The sequence below is a fragment of the Nocardia sp. SYP-A9097 genome (assembly GCF_009649815.1).
Taxonomy (GTDB): Bacteria; Actinomycetota; Actinomycetes; order Mycobacteriales; family Mycobacteriaceae; genus Nocardia.
The window spans coordinates 189,269-205,997 of record NZ_WJIC01000010.1 but is presented as its reverse complement, the minus strand read 5'-3'; the positions used below and the strand labels follow the sequence as shown (position 1 = coordinate 205,997).

Below are 16,729 nucleotides of genomic sequence, written 5' to 3'. Positions count from 1 at the left end.
GTGGAGAAGAACATGCTGAGCAAGATCATGTACGCGACGATCTATGTCACCGATCAGGACCGGGCATTGGCGTTCTATACCGAGAGGCTGGGCCTGCAGACCCGGATCGATGTCACCGGGCCGGACGGGCGGTTCCTCACGGTCGGGGTTCCCGACAGTCCGGTGGAGATCATTCTGTGGCCGCATGCGGCGTCCGCGGGGCAGCCCGCCGACGCGGGTGAGCAGGCCGCGCCCGGGCCGCTGATCCTCGAATCCGATGATCTGCGAAAGGATTTCGAGATCCTTCGCGATCGTGGCGTCACCTTCGAGCAGTCCGAGCCCGAGGAGTACCCGTTCGGTATGCGGATCGAGGCGGTGGATCCGGACGGTAACCGGATCTCGCTCCGGCAGCAGCGGAAGCCGTGACCGACCACCCGTCCGGCCTCGTCACCGAGGCGTTCGAAGCCCAGCGCGACCGGTTGCGTAGCGTCGCGTACCGCGTGCTGGGCTCGCACGCCGATGCCGAGGATGTGGTGCAGGAAGCGTGGATGCGCCTGGTCCGGCAGGATGCCGCGACCATCGGCAATCTGGCGGGCTGGTTGACCACGGTGGTCGGTCGAATCAGTCTGGACGTCTTGCGTTCTCGGCAAGCCCGCCCCGAAATCTCCTATGGGGAGCAGTTTTCGGATTTCGTGGTGACGCCCGACGATGATCCGACGCCGGATGAGCAGGTGGCGCTGGCTGATTCGGTCGGATTCGCCCTGCTGGTCGTGCTTGATTCGCTGTCCCCGAGTGAACGTCTGGCCTTCGTCCTGCACGATATGTTCGCGGTCCCGTTCCACGAAATCGGCCATATCCTCGGCAAATCCGCCGATGCGAGCAAGATGATCGCCAGCCGCGCTCGCCGCAAGGTGCAATCCACGGACCGGTCGGCGAGGCCCGGCCGGGAGCATCGCGAGGTCGTCCGAGCCTTCCGCGCCGCCGCCCTCGGTGGTGATTTCGAAGCGCTGCTCCGGGTGCTGGATCTGAACGTGAAGCTGACCGTCGACACCCCCAACGGCGTCGTCGTCACCCTCGGCGCCACCGAGGTCGCGCGCGGTGCCCGCATGTTCTCCGGCGAGGTCGCCCGCCACCGTCCCGTGCTCCTGAACGGCTTGCCCGGTCATATGTCCTGGCGGTCGGATGGAACGCCTCTGTCCGTTATCGCTTTCGCGGTCACCGATGATCGAATCACCGCGATCCACATAGTGGTCGACCCGGCCAAACTCTCCTCGATCCACCTACCGGACCGGTGAGCGGCGTCAGCTCTGCGCCGCCTCGACCCGACGGCGCAGCAGGCAGAACTCAGTCCCCTCCGGATCGGCCAGCACATGCCACGACTCGGCCCCGGTCTGCCCGACATCAACCTGCCGCGCCCCCGCATTGAGCAACCGCTCCAACTCCGCATCCTGATCGTGGTGATCTGCTGGCAATCCGGTGCCACCAAAGCTCCGAGGGTGTTTCGCCAATGGGGGATCCCACTGAGCGGTACAGGTGAAATCAGGTGCTGAATCCCGTCCCCTGACAAATGGGAACGCGTTAGATTGCTCGCACCGTGGCGTCCGCCGCGGGACGGGATCGACAGCGTGCCAGGGCTGTAATCCGTTGCCATGCAACTCTTTACGCAGCACCAGGAGGCCCGATGACGTCGGCCGACCCCAATCAGCGGTGGGAAATGACCACCAGTGAGCGTGACCTCGATGCCCTCACCGCCGATCTCACCCGATGGCTGGCCTCGAAAGTGGACGCTGACACGCCACCCGATATCGTTTCGCTGACCCGGCCCGCGGGCGGCATGTCCAGCACCACGCTGCTGTTCGATGCCGAATGGACCGTGAGCGGCGAGCCCATGAGCGATTCGTTCGTGGCACGAATCGCCCCGGAGGACAGCTCCTTCCCGGTCTTCGAGAAGTACGATCTCGCCACGCAATACGCGGTGATCGCCGGTGTCGCCGCGGCCACCGAGGTGCCGCTGCCACAGCTGTGCTGGCTGGAGAACGACGAAACGGTGCTCGGCTCACCGTTCTTCGTCATGCGCCGGGCAAATGGGCGAGTGCCCGAGGATAATCCGCCGTACGTGTTCCTCGGCTGGATCTTCGATGCGACGCTCGCGGAGCGGGCCGCGATGACCCGCAATATCGTCGATGTCATCAGCGCGGTCCACGCCATCGAGAATCCGGACGAGAAGTTCCCGATGCTCGCCGGTGAAGGCTCGGCGCTGCGTCGGCATTTCGAGGCGCAGAAGGCATGGTACGAATGGGCACTGGCGGGGGATGGCATTCGAATCCCGCTGCTGGAGCGCACCTTCGACCATCTCGAGGCGAACTGGCCGACCGAGACCGGGCCGGATGTGCTCACCTGGGGTGACGCCCGCCCCGGCAATATTATTTTCGACGGCTTCGACCCGGTCGCCGTGCTCGATTGGGAGATGGCCGCGATCGGCCCGCGTGAACTCGATATCGCCTGGCTCATCCACTTCCACCGATTCTTCCAGGACATCGCGGTCCGCTTCGACCAGCCCGGCCTGCCCGACTACCTGCGGCGCGGCGATGTGGAACGGCTGTACGAAGAATTCAGTGGGTACACACCTCAGCAGATGGACTGGCACCTGACCTACGCGGCCCTGCGCAATGGGATTGTCATGGCCCGAATCAAACGGCGCGCCATCCACTTCGGTGAGGACATCCGACCCACCGACCCCGACGACTATGTCCTGCACCGGCCCATGTTGGAAGCCCTGCTCGACGACGCCTACGACTGGGAATGAGAACCGCCATGATGATCGGCCCCTTGGACGAGTACCCCATTCACCAGACCCCGCAGCCGATGGCTCGCGTCGGCACCAGTGATCGAAACTTCTATGACCGCAGCTACTTCAACGCCTGCGACCGCGACGGCGGCACTTTCCTGGTCGCCGGGCTCGGCGTGTACCCGAACCTCGGCGTGACGGACGCCTTCGCGACCGTGCGCCGCGGTGACCAGCAACGCGCGGTGCGCTTCTCCGACGCGCTCGCCCAGCGCAGCCTCGATACCCGAGTCGGCGGGTTTCGCCTCGAGGTGGTGGAGCCGCTGCACAAGATTCGCGTGGTCTGCGAGCACGACGACCTGTCCTTCGACCTCATGTGGGAGAGCACTTTCCCGATCGCGCAGGAACAGCCGCACACCATCCTGACCGGTCTGAACAAAACCATGATGGACGCGCAGCGCTTCACACAGGTCGGCACCTGGTCGGGCACGCTCGCCGTGGACGGCACCGATTACGCCGTGGATCCGGCGGTGTGGACCGGCACCCGCGACCGCTCCTGGGGCATCCGCCCGGTCGGCGACCCCGATCCGGTGGGCCGCGGTGCAGATGAACCGTCCGAAGGCTTTTGGTGGCTGTACCTGCCGCTGGGCTTCGACGAATTCTCCGTCCTCGTGGTAATCCAGGAGGAGCCCAACGGTTTTCGCACCATCAATGACGCCACCCGCACCTGGAAGGACGGCCGCGTCGAACAGCTCGGCTGGCCGCGCGTGCACCTGACCTACCAGCCCGGCACCCGCATCCCGACCACCGTGCGCTTGGAACTCACCACTCCGGACGGCAAACCCCTCGAACTCGAGGCCGAAGCCGGCGCCTTCGTCGCCCTCAATGTCGGCTGTGGCTACGGCGGAGACCCGGAGTGGTTGCACGGCCAATGGAAGGGCCGCAACTGGTCCGAAAGCAGTTGCTACGACCTCACCGATCCCGCCATCGCTGCCCGGGTCGCCTTCGGAGTTATCGATCACGTAGGCAAGGCTCGTTGTGGAGACGCCGAGGGCTGGGGCCTGTTCGAACACGCCAGCCTCGGCCGCCACGACCCCACCGGTTTCGCGGATTGGGGCTCGGTCTCGCCCTGATCGTGCGCGGAAAAGCCTCTCCGGTAACGGAATTGACGGTGTCCGGAGGGGCTACCCCGCGTGGCCTATTGCGCTTGGAAGCGCCGCGTGGCAGGTGTTGACGATGCGCCGCCCCCAACTGTGATTCATCTCTTGAATCCGCTTCGGCTACCCGTTCTGACGCGACACCGCTTAACGTCGCACGGGCACAGACAGTTTGGTTGGGAAGGTGGCAGTAAGCGTGATCGGTACGCGGGCGAAGCTCGATGAACTGGCCAAGATCCTGGAGATGGCTGCGGAGCCGGCGGGTGAGGCAGGTGTCGCCAAGCGGGCGAAGAAGGGCATACCGAGTGTTCGCCAGCGGGTGGACATGTTGCTCGACCGGGGGACGTTCATCGAGACCGGGGCGCTGGCTCGGCAGCCCGGGCAGCCGGATGCTCTTTGGGGTGATGGGCTGGTCACCGGTCACGGGTTGATCGGGGGGCGGCCGGTGGTGGTGATCTCGCACGATCAGACCGTGTACGGCGGGTCCGTTGGTGTCACGTCGGCGCAGAAGTTCATGCGCGCACTGAAATTCGCGTTCGACAACGCGTGCCCGGTGGTGACGATCAACGATTCGGGTGGTGCGCGCATCCAGGACGCGGTGGGTTCGATTGCCTCGTTCGGTGACATTTCCAGAGTGCTGGAGAAGCTGTCGGGGTATGTGCCGCAGGTGTCGATCATTCTCGGTAAATGCGCCGCGGGTTCGGTGTACGGGCCGATCAATACCGACGTGCTCATCGGCACCAAAGACTCGTACATGTTCGTCACGGGGCCGGACGTGATCAAAGCCGTGAACGGTGAGGACGTCACGGCCGAAGAGCTCGGCGGCGCGGAGGTGCAGGCCAAACGCGGCACCCTGCATCACGTGGCCGACACCGAGCAGGAAGCCTACGACTGGGCTCGAAACTACTTGAGCTACATGCCGACAAGCTGCGTCGAGCAGCCGCCGATCGTGAATCCCGGCCTGGAACCGGAGATCACGGCCAGCGACCGCGAGCTCGACACGATCATCCCGGACTCCGATCGCACCGGATACGACATGCACGAAATCCTGCTCCGGCTCTTCGACGACGGCGAATTCCACGAAATACGCGCTCAATTCGCCCCGAACCTGATCACCGGCTTCGCCCGAGTCGACGGCTATCCGGTCGGCGTGATCGCCAATCAGCCACTGGTACTCGGCGGTTCGATCGACGCCGCCTGCTCGGACAAGTCGACCTATTTCATTCGACTCTGCGACGCCTTCAACATCCCACTGGTGTTCATCGCCGACACCCCCGGCGTGCTGCCCGGCCTCTCTGAGGAGGCCAACGGCGTCATCATCCGCGGCGGCCGCGTCCCCCGCGCGATCATCGAAGCGACAGTCCCGATCATCAACCTGGTTGTGCGCAAGTCCTACGGCGGCGCATACGGAATGATGGCCGCCCGCCAGGTAGGCGCCGACTTCAGCTTCGCCTGGCCGACCGCCCGCATCGCGGTGATCGGCGCCGAAAGCGCCGTCGACCTACTCGGCAAACGCCAGCTCGCGGCGATCCCGGAAGAACATCGCGCGGCAGCCCGCGAATTCATGGTCAACCAATACAACGAAACCATCGCAACCCCTTGGATCGCCGCCGAACGCGGCTACATCGACGCGGTAATCGAACCGGCCACCACCCGCCTCGAAATCCGCCATGCCCTACGCCTGCTCCGCGACAAGCAACCGACCAAGCCGGAATTCAACCCCCGCAAACACCCGATCTACCCGATGTAACCCACCCCGAACTCTGCTGCCCTGGTCTCACGGCAAGGGCAGCGGACCGCGAAAATCGAAGAAGGCGTTAGGGTTTCGCGGTCGGCGCGCCTTCCTTCAGCGCCGCCGCGGAGCGCGTCATCGGTGACTGCCATTGCCGGATTTCCGGAGGGACAACAGTCACCAGAACCGCGAAGAGCGTAACCTTTTCCGCTTCGCCACCTACATGGTCGAGCGACGGTGTGATCACCATCAACGCGTCAGCCCGGTGAACTTCCTCGTGTAGCTTGTCCAACGGGTCGTCCACTTGTCTTGACTCCCACAGGATCTTGACGAACCGCACACCCAACCGTGCGGCATGCTGCTTGATCTGGAACGCCGCCAACTCCAGCTCCCCGGGAGTCGGCGTCAAACTCTTGTCTATCCACCCAATCGCCTTCACCGCTGCCCTCCTTGCCGCGCCCACAGTGACTCGTTCAGATACTCGGTGGCCCGCTGTTTCCGTGGGCATGGTGGGTCGCATTCCGCGTGGATCGCGAGAATTCCCTTGGCGCGCTGGCTATCCAGCGGAGATATCCAACTCTTCTCGCAGTCGTCCTGAACCCACCCTGCCTTCCCGTCCTTCGTCATTTCCACCTCTCTCGTCGCTGGTCGGCGATGTTCTCCGACGATACGAAACGGGCGTGGACACTTGAACTGCGTGCAGGACGTTTTGCCGGACACTCGAAAACGTATGTATGTCCCTGGAAACGTCCGTATGGTTCCGGTATGACTCACCGGCTGGAGTCGGCGATGCTTCGGGCGCAACTGGATTCGGTGGCGCTCGCTGCTGCGGTCGGCGTGGATGTGAAGACCGTGAATCGGTGGCTGACCGGACGGGTACCCCATCGGCGAACACGGGTGGAGGTGGCTCGGGTACTGAGCGAATCAGAGGATGTGCTGTGGCCGCAAACGCGGCCGGATCTCGTCGCCGGGGCCCCCGCCACAGCCGAAGTCCTTGCGGCGTATGCGCATCGGGCCGAAATCCCTACCGATGTGTGGACTTCACTTCTGCTCAAAGCAAATGAGACGATCGATATTGTCGGGTACGCGTACCCATTCGTATTCGAGCTGATGCCCGACGCTGCCGATATTGTCGCCGCCAAATGCCGGAATGGTGTTCGGGTAAGGCTTGGTTTCGCAGACCCGGACTGCGCTCATGTTTTGGAGCGTGACACATTGGAACAGATGGGTGGCACCTTGCCGGGGCGTATTCGGAACGCACTGAGCATGCTTGGTCCGTTGACCGAGGCTCCCGGGTGCATGATCGGATTGCACAGTACTCACCTGTACAACTCGGTATTTCGATTCGACGATGAGATGGTAGTGACTCCGTATCTCATTCGGGCTCGCGGATATCAGCACCCCGCACTGCATCTGCGGCGGCTGTCCAAGCACGGCATCTTCGCATCATTCGCTGACCAGGTGGAACAGATATGGGGTACTGTCACCCCCCTACGCGCAAGGGATTGATAATGGGCTCACGGCGTGATTATTACCGGGATCCGAACGCGCCCAAGGCGAATAGCCTGGTTCCCGGCGGCTCTGCTCTGATTGTCGACGAGCACGGTGCGGTGCTCATGCAACGTCGAGGGGATTCCGGGAATTGGTCGTTGCCGGGTGGGGCGATGGAGATCGGGGAGACGTTGGAGCAGTGCGCTATTCGGGAGACCAAGGAAGAGACCGGGCTGGATATCGAGATCACAGGGCTGCTGGGGATTTATACCGATCCTGAGCATGTTATCGAATACGGGGATGGTGAGATTCGTCAGGAATTGGCGGTTACGTACTACGGTCGCGTAATCGGGGGGAGTATCAGGGTCAGTTCGGAGTCGACGGCGGTTCGGTTTCTGGGGTTGGACGAGTTGGCCGGGCTGCCGGTGCATGAGTCGGTGCGGCTGCGGCTGCAACACCATGTGGAGCAACGGGATTCGCCCTACTTGGGTTAGGTCGGGGGGCGGAGGGCGGCGAATTCGTCGGTGACGCGGATTTCGGAGTCGGTGAAGCGGTAGAGGGCTGCGGGACGGCCGCCGGCTCGGCCGGGGGAGGCGGTGGCCCCGGTGGGGGTGATTACGCCTCGGCGGGTCAGCACGCGCTGGAGGTTTGTGGTGTCCACGTCGTATCCGAGTGCAGCGCAGTAGATTTCGCGCAGCGTGGACATGGTGAAGCGTTCCGGGGCCAGGGCGAAGGCGATGTTCGTGTAGGACAGTTTCGCTGCCAGGCGGGTGCGGGCATGCTCGACGACTATGCCGTGGTCGAAGGACATGTCGGGCAGGGCCGAGACCGGATGCCAGCGGGTGTCGGGTGGGAGTTGGGGGTCGGCGGTCAGGGGGACCAGGCCGAGGTAGGCCGAGGCGATTCGGCGGTCGCCGGGGACGCGATTCGGGTCGCTGAAGACCGAAAGTTGTTCCAGGTGGGTCAGTTCGCGGACATCCACCTTCTCGGCGAGTTGGCGGGCGGCCGAAGTGTTCAGGTCCTCGCCATCGCGTAGCCGTCCGCCGGGGGTTGACCAGGTGCCGATCGCGGGATCCAGCGCTCGTTCCCACAGCAGCACTGCGAGTTCGGTGTGTTTTCCGGGCGGGCAGCGGTCACCGGCGGGGGTGGAACTGGTCTCACCTGGGGTGATGGTGTCCGGGAAGCGACGAACCTGGAACACCGCGGTGAGCGTTTCGTGGATGGTGCTACGATGGGGCACGTTTTCGATTCTAAGTCGAAAACCGGTTGGATGCGAATCGGCGAAGTGGCCGGCGCATGAGAGAAGGAGCCATCCCATGGCTGCACCAGGTGCGACGATGCCGCTCACCGAGCGCATTGTGGACGGGCCCGCGGGGTTCACCGGCGTCGATGCCACCCCCGAGTGGGCGCAGGAGATCAAGCGACTGGCGCGTGAGCGCAATGCGACGATCTTGGCGCACAACTACCAGCTCCCCGAGATCCAGGACATTGCCGACCATGTCGGCGACTCCCTCGCGCTCTCCCGAATCGCCGCCGAGGCGCCCGAGGACACCATTGTCTTCTGCGGCGTGCACTTCATGGCCGAGACGGCCAAGATCCTCAGCCCGGAGAAGACCGTGCTGATCCCGGATCAGCGCGCCGGCTGCTCGCTCGCGGACTCCATCACCGCCGACGACCTGCGCGAGTGGAAAGCCGAACACCCTGACGCCGTAGTGGTTTCGTACGTGAACACCACCGCCGCGGTGAAGGCGCTCACCGATATCTGCTGCACCTCTTCGAACGCCGTCGACGTGGTCGCCTCCATCGACCCCGACCGTGAGGTGTTGTTCCTGCCGGACCAGTTCCTGGGCGCGCACGTCAAGCGCATCACCGGCCGCGAGAACATGCACATCTGGATGGGCGAGTGCCACGTGCACGCCGGCATCAACGGCGATGAACTCAACGCACAGGCCAAGAGCCACCCGGACGCCGAACTCTTCGTGCACCCCGAATGTGGTTGCGCCACTTCGGCTCTCTACCTGGCGGGCGCGGGCGAATTCCCGGCCGACCGGGTGCACATTCTCTCCACCGGCGGCATGATCGACGCCGCGAAAGCGGCGAAGTCCAGCCAGGTTCTGGTGGCCACCGAGGTCGGCATGCTGCACCAGCTGCGAAAAGCGGCCCCGGGCATCGACTTCCAGCCGGTCAACGACCGCGCCTCCTGCCAGTACATGAAGATGATCACCCCCGCCGCCCTGCTCCGCTGCCTGGTGGAGAACCGCGACGAGGTGCATGTGGACCCGGAAACCGCTGCCCTGGCTCGCAATTCGGTGCAGCGCATGATCGAGATCGGCAACCCCGGCGGTGGCGAATAGTCGAAATTCGGTCGTTCGCCGGAAAGGGTGACAGCCGTGAGTATTTCCCTCACGTGGGAGGCCGAAGCGGATCTCGTGGTGGTGGGCGGCGGTGTCGCGGGTTTGACCGCGGCGCGTACCGCCTCGCTGCGTGGCCTGCGCGTCCTCACGCTCAGTAAGGGCGGGGCCACCGATACCTCCACGCAGTACGCGCAGGGTGGGATCGCAGTGGTTGCGCCGCACGGTGATTCGGTGGAATCGCATGTGCAGGACACCGTGATCGCCGGAGCCGGATTGTGCGATCCGGACGCGGTCCGCTCGATCGTCGAGGGCGGTGTGGATGCCGTCGCGGCACTCACCGATCTCGGCGCGGTCTTCGATCACGGACGCGACGGCGAGGTTTCGCGAACCCGCGAAGGCGGGCACAGCACCCGGCGCATCATTCACGCCGGTGGTGATGCCACCGGAGCCGAGGTGCAGCGGGCCTTGAACGCGGCCGGACTACCGGTGCTCTTCGGGGCCGCCGTAGTCGAGATCGTCACCGGACCCGACGGCGTGCGAGGCGTTATCGCGGTGTCGGACAAGGGATTCGGCAAGGTGCACGCACCGGCCGTCCTGCTGGCGACCGGTGGTCTCGGACAACTGTATGCGTGCAGCACCAACCCACCGGGCGCCACCGCCGACGGCATAGCGCTCGCCCTGCGTGCCGGAGCCGTGATCGCGGATCTGGAGTTCTTGCAGTTCCATCCGACCGTGCTGTTCACGCCGGGCGGAGTCGGGCGGCGTCCGCTCATCAGCGAGGCCGTGCGTGGCGAAGGCGCGATACTCGTTGACTCCCAAGGTGATTCGGTCACGGCCGGAGTGCATCCGCTGGGTGATCTCGCACCCCGCGATGTGGTGTCCCGTGCCATCGCGGCCCGCATGCGCGAGCTCGGCACCGATCACGTCTATCTCGACGCGCGTGCCATCGAGGGCTTCGAGGAGCGGTTCCCGACCATCACCGCGTCCTGCCGGGCCGCCGGGATCGATCCGCGGGTGAATCTCATCCCGGTCGCACCCGCCGCGCACTACCAGTGCGGTGGCGTGGTCACCGATACCAGCGGGCGCACAACGGTTCCCGGTTTGTACGCGGCCGGTGAGGTCGCGCGCACCGGACTGCACGGCGCGAATCGTCTCGCCTCCAACAGCCTCCTGGAGGGTCTCGTGGTCGGCGGACGTGCCGGTGCGGCGGCCGTCGAACGGCTCGGACGGGCCGAGCGCATTCCCGCGGGAAAGCAGTTCGCCGGGGTCGACGCACTCCCTCGGGCGGATCGGAAACTGTTACAGGAGTTGATGACCGAACACGCGGCGGTCGTCCGCGACGGCGACGGACTGCGCGGCGCGGTACTGCGCCTGGTCGGCCTGATCTCCGGCGGCGAAGCCGACGATGGCGATGTGCGAGCCGACGACCCCGCCGCGGTAATCCGCGACCTCGAGGACGCCGCGCTCACGCTCACCGCCCGCGCCCTGCTGCTGACCGCCGCCGCGCGCACCGAGAGCCGTGGCTGCCATACCCGTTCGGACCATCCGAACCCGCGCGAGGAGCTGCATCGCAGCACCGCGGTGCGGCTCGGCGCGGACGGACGCGCGCAATTGATCACGGACGGATCCGGACTGACGCCGTCGTGGCCTCGCGACGCCGTACCCGCCGCCCACTAGTGCATCGCATCGAAGAAGGAGTATCGCAATGACTCTCGACGCCGGACTCGATCGCGACGAGGTGATCGCGCTCATTCGCCGGGCCCTGGACGAGGACCTGCGCTACGGACCCGATATCACCACGGTCGCAACGGTTCCCGCCGAGGCGGTGGCCAAGGCCGATATGGCGTCCCGTCAGCCCGGTACCGTCGCCGGACTCGATGTCGGCCTGCTGGTGCTCGACGAGGTGATCGGTGCGGGCAATTACGAGGTCACCGGCCGGGTCACCGACGGCACCCGGGTACAGCCGGGGGATACCGTGCTGAGTCTGGTCGCGCCGACCCGCGGCCTGCTCACCGCCGAGCGCACCATGCTGAACCTGGTGTGCCATATGTCCGGAATCGCGACGGCGACCTCCGCCTGGGTGGATGCCGTCGCGGGTACGAATTGCCGGATTCGCGACAGCCGCAAGACCTTGCCCGGTTTGCGAGCTTTGCAGAAGTACGCGGTGCGCACCGGCGGCGGCGTCAATCACCGCATGGGACTGGGCGATGCCGCGCTCATCAAGGACAACCATGTGGTGGCCGCCGGTTCGGTGGTCGCGGCCCTGCGCGCGGTGCGCGAACTGAACCCGGACATCGAGTGCGAGGTCGAGGTGGACAGCCTCGAACAACTCGATGCCGTCCTCGACGAGGATGTCCAGCTGGTGCTGCTGGACAACTTCCCGCTCTGGGCAACCCAGGCCGCGGTGCAGCGCCGCAATAATCGCTCACCGCAGACCAAACTGGAGTCCTCGGGCAGTCTCTCCCTGGACGTGGCGGCGGAATACGCGGGCACCGGAGTCGATTATCTCGCGGTCGGCGCACTCACCCATTCGGTCCGAGTATTGGACCTGGGTTTGGATATGTGAATCCGTAATTCCCGAAAAGTCCGAAATTCCTGATTTATCCCGGAATTTCGCTGCGGGTTCAGCGGCGGTATTGCGGGGCCTCGGCTATCCAGCCGGTGCCACCGCATGCCGAGCACCAGTGCACCGAGCCGTTGACCAGCCCGTAATCGCCCCGTCCCTCGCACATTCCGCAATAACGCCATCCCCTGTTCGGGGCGATCGTATCGAAGAAAAGATTCAGAAAACCTTGGATCGCCATCCAGAGTGCACTCCTCGCTCGGAATCCAAACTCACCAAGGGTGCGTTATGGGTCCGGCGATGTAAAGGCGGATCCAGCGGTCTTTACACGCCGAATTCGTGTGAATCCAGGTGTAATATCTGACAAGCCTCCATGACAGCGGCAACCTCGTGGGCATCCAGTCCGCCATTCACCGCGCCGATCATGATGCCCAGGCGTACCACCGCCCGCGCCTGCGTCGGACTGTCCGTGCATTTGGCGATCTGCGCCATCACATAGGCGCGCCCGAAGGCCGGATCCATACTCATGCGAGAGCAGTTGTCCTCGAAGAGATTTCGCAGCTCATCGGCTGGAAAGTGCTGCAGCAAAGGGTCTGCCCCGATACGCTGCGCCACCCGCGCCCGATGCTCCGGATCGATACCGCCGTCCGCCGCGGCCACCAGGGCACAGAGCCCGATGGTGGCATCCCGGAATGGCCCGCCGCGCAACTCGTTTCGCTGCGCGAGCAACTGCTCCCGCCACCGCAGCGCCTGCTCCGGCAACCGGTCCAGGGAGATCGGATTGGGGACGAGGCGGTTCAGGAAAGCCATGACACACTCCGAAATGATCTCCCGGACTCACAGACCCCTGCGTCGGTGTCCGGACTGTGCAGATGTACGAACAGACCCTAACAGTCGGACACCCGGTGAAGACTGGGAAATCCTTGTGCGAACCCACAGCATTCCCTGATCGTGACTGTACGAGAACGACTCCGCCCGTTCGGGATTCGGTCGAGGGGGTGGATCCCGGCCAAAAGCGCGCCGGGATGACGAGGGGCGCGCGCCGGGAAGGCGAGGGGGCGCGCTGGGATGGCGAGGGGCGCGCGCCGGGATTGCGAGGGGCGCGCGCCGGGATTGCGAGGGGCTCACGCTGGCATGACGAGGGGCGCGCGCCGGGGATGCCGAGGGGCGCGTCCCGGCCGGTGAGCTTTGGTCAGGTGGTGAGTTCGCGTTCCAGCGGGGTGCGGAAGCGGGGGATGGGGCGGACTTCGCCGTACCAGGTGGTGAGGCGGGCGGCTTCGGATTCGATGCGGGATTCGGCTTCGGAGCCGATGTCTTCCAGTAGCCGCCAGACGATTTCGCCGTCGGGGCGCTGCGCCCAGCCGCCGACTATGCGGCCGTCGCACCAGATGGTGGGGCCGACATTGCCATTGCGGTCGAAGAGGGCGGGGGCGTGCGGGCCGAGGTACCAGTCGCGGGATTGCCAGCCCATCGGGGTGGGGTCGAGAGCGGGTAGGAGGGATATCCAGGGGTCGGGGGTGGGGACCGGATCCAGATCGTCGGCGAGTACCAGGCCGGTTTCGCCGCCCAGGTCCACTTCGACCGTGTCCAGTTGCGCGAGGGTTTTACGGACCTCGCCCAGCGTCCAGCCCGTCCACCATTTGATATCGCTCACCGGTGCGGGGCCGAAGGCGTACAACCACTTTCGCACCAGTTCCGCGCGGGCCTGCTCGGCGGCGACCACCGGAATGCCTTCCGGCAGCCAGGATTCGATCGGAGCCCAGGTGTATTGGCTACTGCCCCAACTGCCATTGGGCCGCCCGCGCACAATGCGCCCCTCCGCACCGAGAATCACCAGCACCCAGGTGGTGATGCTGTTCGGCTTGGAATACGACTTGCCCGGGGCGGTATCGACCTGGGTGCGTAGCCGCGGCACCAGCTTGCTCAATTGCGCACCGGTGGCCGAGCCGCGCGCCAGCAGCGCGGCATGCGTCTCCGCCTCCACCTCGCCGAGCCAGGCGGACACATCGCCCTCGACCACCTCGGCCAGTTCGATGAACCGCCCATAGGTCCGGCGCTGCTTGTGCGCCAGCGCGTCCGCGCACGAAGCCTGTAGCGCCGGAACCAATTCCACCGGTGCGACGAACATGGTGCGCCGCATGGCCAGCATGCGCAGCAGGGTCCGATCCTCGTACAGCGCCTTCTCCACATGCCCCGGCTCGACACCCCGGCTGCGCGCCGCCACCGATAGGAATACCGTCGCCGGATCGGTGGCATGCAACACCACCAGCGACCGCACGATCGCATTCACATCATCGCTGCGCTCCGGCATGGCCAGCCGATGCCGCACCCCCACCCGAGCCCGCCGCTCCGCCACACCCATCGAACGCATGGGCGAATATTAGCCCGCCCCACCGACATCGGGCGCACAACGAATTCCCGTGTCCGGAGCGTGAGGCAGGTTGGAGCAGGGGCGGTCGCGCGCCGCCGATCGGATCCCCGGCCCGCCGGCAGTGTGCATTACATCTTGGAACGATCCCGGGGACACCCGTCGCCGGGTACCCGAACCGGCGTCGAGTACATGTCATGATTCGGCGATGTCAGGTCGGCGATGGGCGATTTGCGGCACGATTCTCGGCGTTCTCGCCACCATGGTCATTGCCGCACCGGAGGTTTCGGCCGAGCTGCCGGTGCGGATGCGCGAGGTCACCCTGACCGTGGACGGTGAACAGGCCACCGGGCGGGTGTACGAACCCGAAGGCGGGGCGCGGGATCTGATCGTGGCCGTGCACGGGCACGCGGGCAGCGCCGCCGATTTTCCCGAGTACATGGCCTCCATCGCGCAGCACACCGGTGCGGCGCTGCTGACCATGGATCAGCGCTCGAACAACGGCCGCTGGCGCACCGGAGACTGGAATGTGTGGGCGGGCTGGCAGGACATAGTAGCCGCGACCCAGTGGTATCGCGGTGAGCATCCCGGCGGCCGCACGGTGCTGTGGGGTTGGAGCCAGGGCGGATTGACCAGCGGCCTGGCCGCCGTCCACGCCCCGCCCGGCACCTACGACTACTGGGTCGACACCTTCGGTCAAGCGGACGACTTCACCTCGTGGACCGAGGCCCCACTCGCGGGCCCGGACCTGCGCCCGCAGATCGAACGAGATGCCGGCGACTGCGGTCCACTGGCCTGCCCCGCCGCCTACGCCGCCCGCTCACCGGCACTACAGGCCGGCCGAATCAATGTGCGCCGCACCGTACTTCTGCACGGCACCGCCGACGCCCTGGTCCCCTTCTCCTCCACACTCGAAATGCGCGCCGCCCTGCTCGCCGCCGGAAAACCGGTCTCGGTGTACACCGTCATCAGCGGCCGCGACCTGGACGGCACGGTATCGCCGGCCGGCCACGGCCTCGGCCCGGTCTTCTACGAATCCGGTTGTGTCGTAGAACGATTGCTCTCCGACACCGAACCCCCCACCACCGACTACCTGGTCGACACCGCCAACAACATCAACACCGCGCCCCCACCCCCACCCAACTCCAAATGCGCCAACTGATCTCGTGAGTGTGCGGCCTTGGCGGTGAATCGGGCATAACGCCGCCAAGGCTGCACACTCGCGGATCGGTCGTCGGGCATTCTCGAATGAGAATGCCCGAGCCCGGAACATCGGCGGGCTGTGAAGAGTTGGTGGAGTGAACGATCGTGAAGCGAAGCGGAGGTTTTCGATGACCGGCCCGGTGGACCCGTCCTATCTGTGGAGTGGTGCGGAGTTGGATCTCGACGCGTACCTGAACCGGATCGGATACACCGGCGAGCGCACTCCCACCCTCGCCACCCTGCGCGGGCTGGTGCACGCCCACACCACCACCATTCCCTTCGAGAATCTGGAGAGCATTCTCGGCCGCGGTGTGCCGCTGGATCTGGAATCGTTGCAGGACAAGCTGATCCGGCAGCGACGCGGCGGTTACTGCTACGAGAACGTGCTCCTCTTCGCCGCCGCGCTGGAGCGTCTCGGCTTCGAGTTCACCGGCATCTCGGGCCGAGTCTCCATGGGCGCCAGCGGATTGCGTCCCGCCACGCACGCACTGCTGCGGGTGCGCCCGGCCGATGACGAGCGCGCCTGGCTCTGCGATGTCGGCTTCGGCGCGGGTCCGCTCGCACCCGTCGAACTCACTCCGAATCGCGGCGAATTCTCGCTCGGCGCTTGGCGTTACCGCCTCGAGCTCGGTGCGGACGCACTCGGCGGCGAGCTCTGGACGCTCTTCCAGTTCGGTCGCGACGGCTGGCTGGATCGCTATACCTTCAGCCCGAATCCGCAGTACGCCATCGACTACGCGGTCGGTAATCATTTCGTCTCCACCGCGCCGCGTTCGCCGTTCACCGCGCGCCCGTTCATTCAGCGGTTCCAGCCCGAGGTGCATCATCAGATCGATGCCACCACCTGGACCATCAGCTATCCGGATGGAACGGGCGAAGTACGCGAATTGGACACCACCGAGCTACCCAAGGTGCTCGCCGAAGTGTTCGATATCGAACTCGACGCCGCCGATGCGGCGCAGCTCACCCGGGGGGAGTAGCCCGCCGCGACACGCAAAGACTGAAAAACCGTCCCACGCGGTGGGATGCGGCTTTATACGGCAGAATTCGCTGTCATGTCATCGAACTGCTCTGAGCAGCGGATTCACGTGAGCCGT

Annotated in this window: 17 protein-coding genes and 1 pseudogene; 12 read left to right on the top strand and 6 right to left on the bottom strand. The window is 65.4% G+C overall.

Annotation, left to right across the window (positions count from 1 at the left end; all coding sequences use genetic code 11):
• Window positions 1-12 precede the first annotated feature (12 nt).
• Both GFY24_RS21730 and GFY24_RS21725 read left to right on the top strand, forming a co-directional pair.
• Complete coding sequence (locus GFY24_RS21730) at window positions 13-405, top strand: VOC family protein (protein WP_153806886.1); 393 nt, start codon at window positions 13-15, stop codon at window positions 403-405.
• Window positions 402-1,274, top strand: a complete 873-nt coding sequence (locus tag GFY24_RS21725) for a sigma-70 family RNA polymerase sigma factor (protein WP_309231149.1) — start codon at window positions 402-404, stop codon at window positions 1,272-1,274. The genes GFY24_RS21730 and GFY24_RS21725 overlap by 4 nt, the downstream gene beginning before the upstream one ends.
• Before the next feature lie 6 nt (window positions 1,275-1,280).
• Here the strand turns inward: GFY24_RS21725 and GFY24_RS21720 are convergent.
• A pseudogene (locus GFY24_RS21720) lies at window positions 1,281-1,448 on the bottom strand (VOC family protein); the annotation flags it as partial.
• A 212-nt stretch (window positions 1,449-1,660) separates the two neighbouring features.
• On the opposite strand from GFY24_RS21720, the gene GFY24_RS21715 reads away from it, so the two are divergent.
• The 3 genes from GFY24_RS21715 (at window position 1,661) to GFY24_RS21705 (ending at window position 5,671) form a co-directional block, all read left to right on the top strand.
• Window positions 1,661-2,785 (top strand): phosphotransferase family protein, encoded by a 1,125-nt coding sequence (locus GFY24_RS21715; protein ID WP_153806885.1) that lies wholly within the window; start codon window positions 1,661-1,663, stop codon window positions 2,783-2,785.
• Between the two features lie 11 nt (window positions 2,786-2,796).
• The gene (locus GFY24_RS21710) at window positions 2,797-3,897 is read left to right on the top strand and encodes a hypothetical protein (RefSeq protein ID WP_153806972.1); all 1,101 of its coding nucleotides are present in this window, start codon (window positions 2,797-2,799) and stop codon (window positions 3,895-3,897) included.
• A gap of 268 nt (window positions 3,898-4,165) precedes the next feature.
• A complete protein-coding gene (locus tag GFY24_RS21705; protein ID WP_153806971.1) occupies window positions 4,166-5,671 on the top strand; it encodes an acyl-CoA carboxylase subunit beta in 1,506 nt (501 codons plus the stop codon).
• 67 nt (window positions 5,672-5,738) lie between these two features.
• On the opposite strand, the gene GFY24_RS21700 is transcribed toward GFY24_RS21705, so the two are convergent.
• Window positions 5,739-6,092, bottom strand: coding sequence for a hypothetical protein (locus GFY24_RS21700; protein WP_153806884.1), 354 nt, complete (start codon window positions 6,090-6,092; stop codon window positions 5,739-5,741).
• Window positions 6,093-6,178: 86 nt separating this feature from the next.
• Between GFY24_RS21700 and GFY24_RS21695 the strand changes: the two genes are divergently transcribed.
• Complete coding sequence (locus tag GFY24_RS21695; RefSeq protein WP_228566525.1) at window positions 6,179-7,162, top strand: hypothetical protein; 984 nt, start codon at window positions 6,179-6,181, stop codon at window positions 7,160-7,162.
• Window positions 7,163-7,164: 2 nt separating this feature from the next.
• A complete protein-coding gene (locus GFY24_RS21690) occupies window positions 7,165-7,638 on the top strand; it encodes an NUDIX domain-containing protein (RefSeq protein WP_153806883.1) in 474 nt (157 codons plus the stop codon).
• Here GFY24_RS21690 and GFY24_RS21685 read toward each other — a convergent pair.
• Window positions 7,635-8,384: an NUDIX domain-containing protein gene (locus tag GFY24_RS21685; protein ID WP_309231148.1), complete on the bottom strand. Its 750-nt coding sequence runs from the start codon at window positions 8,382-8,384 to the stop codon at window positions 7,635-7,637. The two genes, GFY24_RS21690 and GFY24_RS21685, sit on opposite strands and share 4 nt — an antisense overlap.
• Before the next feature lie 76 nt (window positions 8,385-8,460).
• Here GFY24_RS21685 and nadA point away from each other — a divergent pair, with 76 nt between their 5' ends.
• Genes nadA through nadC form a run of 3 tightly spaced genes read left to right on the top strand, consistent with a single transcriptional unit; the run spans window position 8,461 to window position 12,064 of the window.
• Entirely contained in the window at window positions 8,461-9,498 is a 1,038-nt protein-coding gene (nadA, locus tag GFY24_RS21680; protein ID WP_153806881.1) for a quinolinate synthase NadA, read from the top strand.
• Between the two features lie 36 nt (window positions 9,499-9,534).
• Window positions 9,535-11,175 carry an L-aspartate oxidase gene (locus GFY24_RS21675; RefSeq protein ID WP_375336077.1) on the top strand — a complete coding sequence of 547 codons (1,641 nt, stop codon included), beginning with the start codon at window positions 9,535-9,537 and terminating at the stop codon, window positions 11,173-11,175.
• Between the two features lie 28 nt (window positions 11,176-11,203).
• Window positions 11,204-12,064, top strand: coding sequence for a carboxylating nicotinate-nucleotide diphosphorylase (nadC, locus tag GFY24_RS21670; protein WP_153806880.1), 861 nt, complete (start codon window positions 11,204-11,206; stop codon window positions 12,062-12,064).
• A 58-nt stretch (window positions 12,065-12,122) separates the two neighbouring features.
• Here nadC and GFY24_RS21665 read toward each other — a convergent pair whose 3' ends face one another.
• The 3 genes from GFY24_RS21665 to GFY24_RS21655 form a co-directional block, all read right to left on the bottom strand.
• Window positions 12,123-12,302, bottom strand: coding sequence for a hypothetical protein (locus tag GFY24_RS21665; protein ID WP_153806879.1), 180 nt, complete (start codon window positions 12,300-12,302; stop codon window positions 12,123-12,125).
• Between the two features lie 83 nt (window positions 12,303-12,385).
• The gene (locus GFY24_RS21660; protein WP_153806878.1) at window positions 12,386-12,871 is read right to left on the bottom strand and encodes a tellurite resistance TerB family protein; all 486 of its coding nucleotides are present in this window, start codon (window positions 12,869-12,871) and stop codon (window positions 12,386-12,388) included.
• Window positions 12,872-13,253: 382 nt separating this feature from the next.
• A complete protein-coding gene (locus tag GFY24_RS21655) occupies window positions 13,254-14,432 on the bottom strand; it encodes a winged helix DNA-binding domain-containing protein (RefSeq protein ID WP_153806877.1) in 1,179 nt (392 codons plus the stop codon).
• 205 nt (window positions 14,433-14,637) lie between these two features.
• Between GFY24_RS21655 and GFY24_RS21650 the strand changes: the two genes are divergently transcribed.
• Both GFY24_RS21650 and GFY24_RS21645 read left to right on the top strand, forming a co-directional pair.
• A complete protein-coding gene (locus GFY24_RS21650) occupies window positions 14,638-15,591 on the top strand; it encodes a S9 family peptidase (protein ID WP_153806876.1) in 954 nt (317 codons plus the stop codon).
• A 169-nt stretch (window positions 15,592-15,760) separates the two neighbouring features.
• The gene (locus tag GFY24_RS21645) at window positions 15,761-16,612 is read left to right on the top strand and encodes an arylamine N-acetyltransferase (RefSeq protein WP_153806875.1); all 852 of its coding nucleotides are present in this window, start codon (window positions 15,761-15,763) and stop codon (window positions 16,610-16,612) included.
• The last annotated feature ends 117 nt before the right edge of the window (window positions 16,613-16,729 follow it).

Bases quoted from the DNA above. Each gene is read 5' to 3' on its own strand.
- GFY24_RS21730 (WP_153806886.1), top strand. From the start codon at position 13: ATGCTGAGCAAGATCATGTACGCGACGATCTATGTCACCGATCAGGAC.
- GFY24_RS21715 (WP_153806885.1), top strand. From the start codon at position 1,661: ATGACGTCGGCCGACCCCAATCAGCGGTGGGAAATGACCACCAGTGAG.
- GFY24_RS21710 (WP_153806972.1), top strand. From the start codon at position 2,797: ATGATCGGCCCCTTGGACGAGTACCCCATTCACCAGACCCCGCAGCCG.
- GFY24_RS21705 (WP_153806971.1), top strand. From the start codon at position 4,166: ATGGCTGCGGAGCCGGCGGGTGAGGCAGGTGTCGCCAAGCGGGCGAAG.
- GFY24_RS21690 (WP_153806883.1), top strand. From the start codon at position 7,165: ATGGGCTCACGGCGTGATTATTACCGGGATCCGAACGCGCCCAAGGCG.
- nadA (WP_153806881.1), top strand. From the start codon at position 8,461: ATGGCTGCACCAGGTGCGACGATGCCGCTCACCGAGCGCATTGTGGAC.
- nadC (WP_153806880.1), top strand. From the start codon at position 11,204: ATGACTCTCGACGCCGGACTCGATCGCGACGAGGTGATCGCGCTCATT.
- GFY24_RS21665 (WP_153806879.1), bottom strand. From the start codon at position 12,302: ATGGCGATCCAAGGTTTTCTGAATCTTTTCTTCGATACGATCGCCCCG.
- GFY24_RS21660 (WP_153806878.1), bottom strand. From the start codon at position 12,871: ATGGCTTTCCTGAACCGCCTCGTCCCCAATCCGATCTCCCTGGACCGG.
- GFY24_RS21655 (WP_153806877.1), bottom strand. From the start codon at position 14,432: ATGCGTTCGATGGGTGTGGCGGAGCGGCGGGCTCGGGTGGGGGTGCGG.
- GFY24_RS21650 (WP_153806876.1), top strand. From the start codon at position 14,638: ATGTCAGGTCGGCGATGGGCGATTTGCGGCACGATTCTCGGCGTTCTC.
- GFY24_RS21645 (WP_153806875.1), top strand. From the start codon at position 15,761: ATGACCGGCCCGGTGGACCCGTCCTATCTGTGGAGTGGTGCGGAGTTG.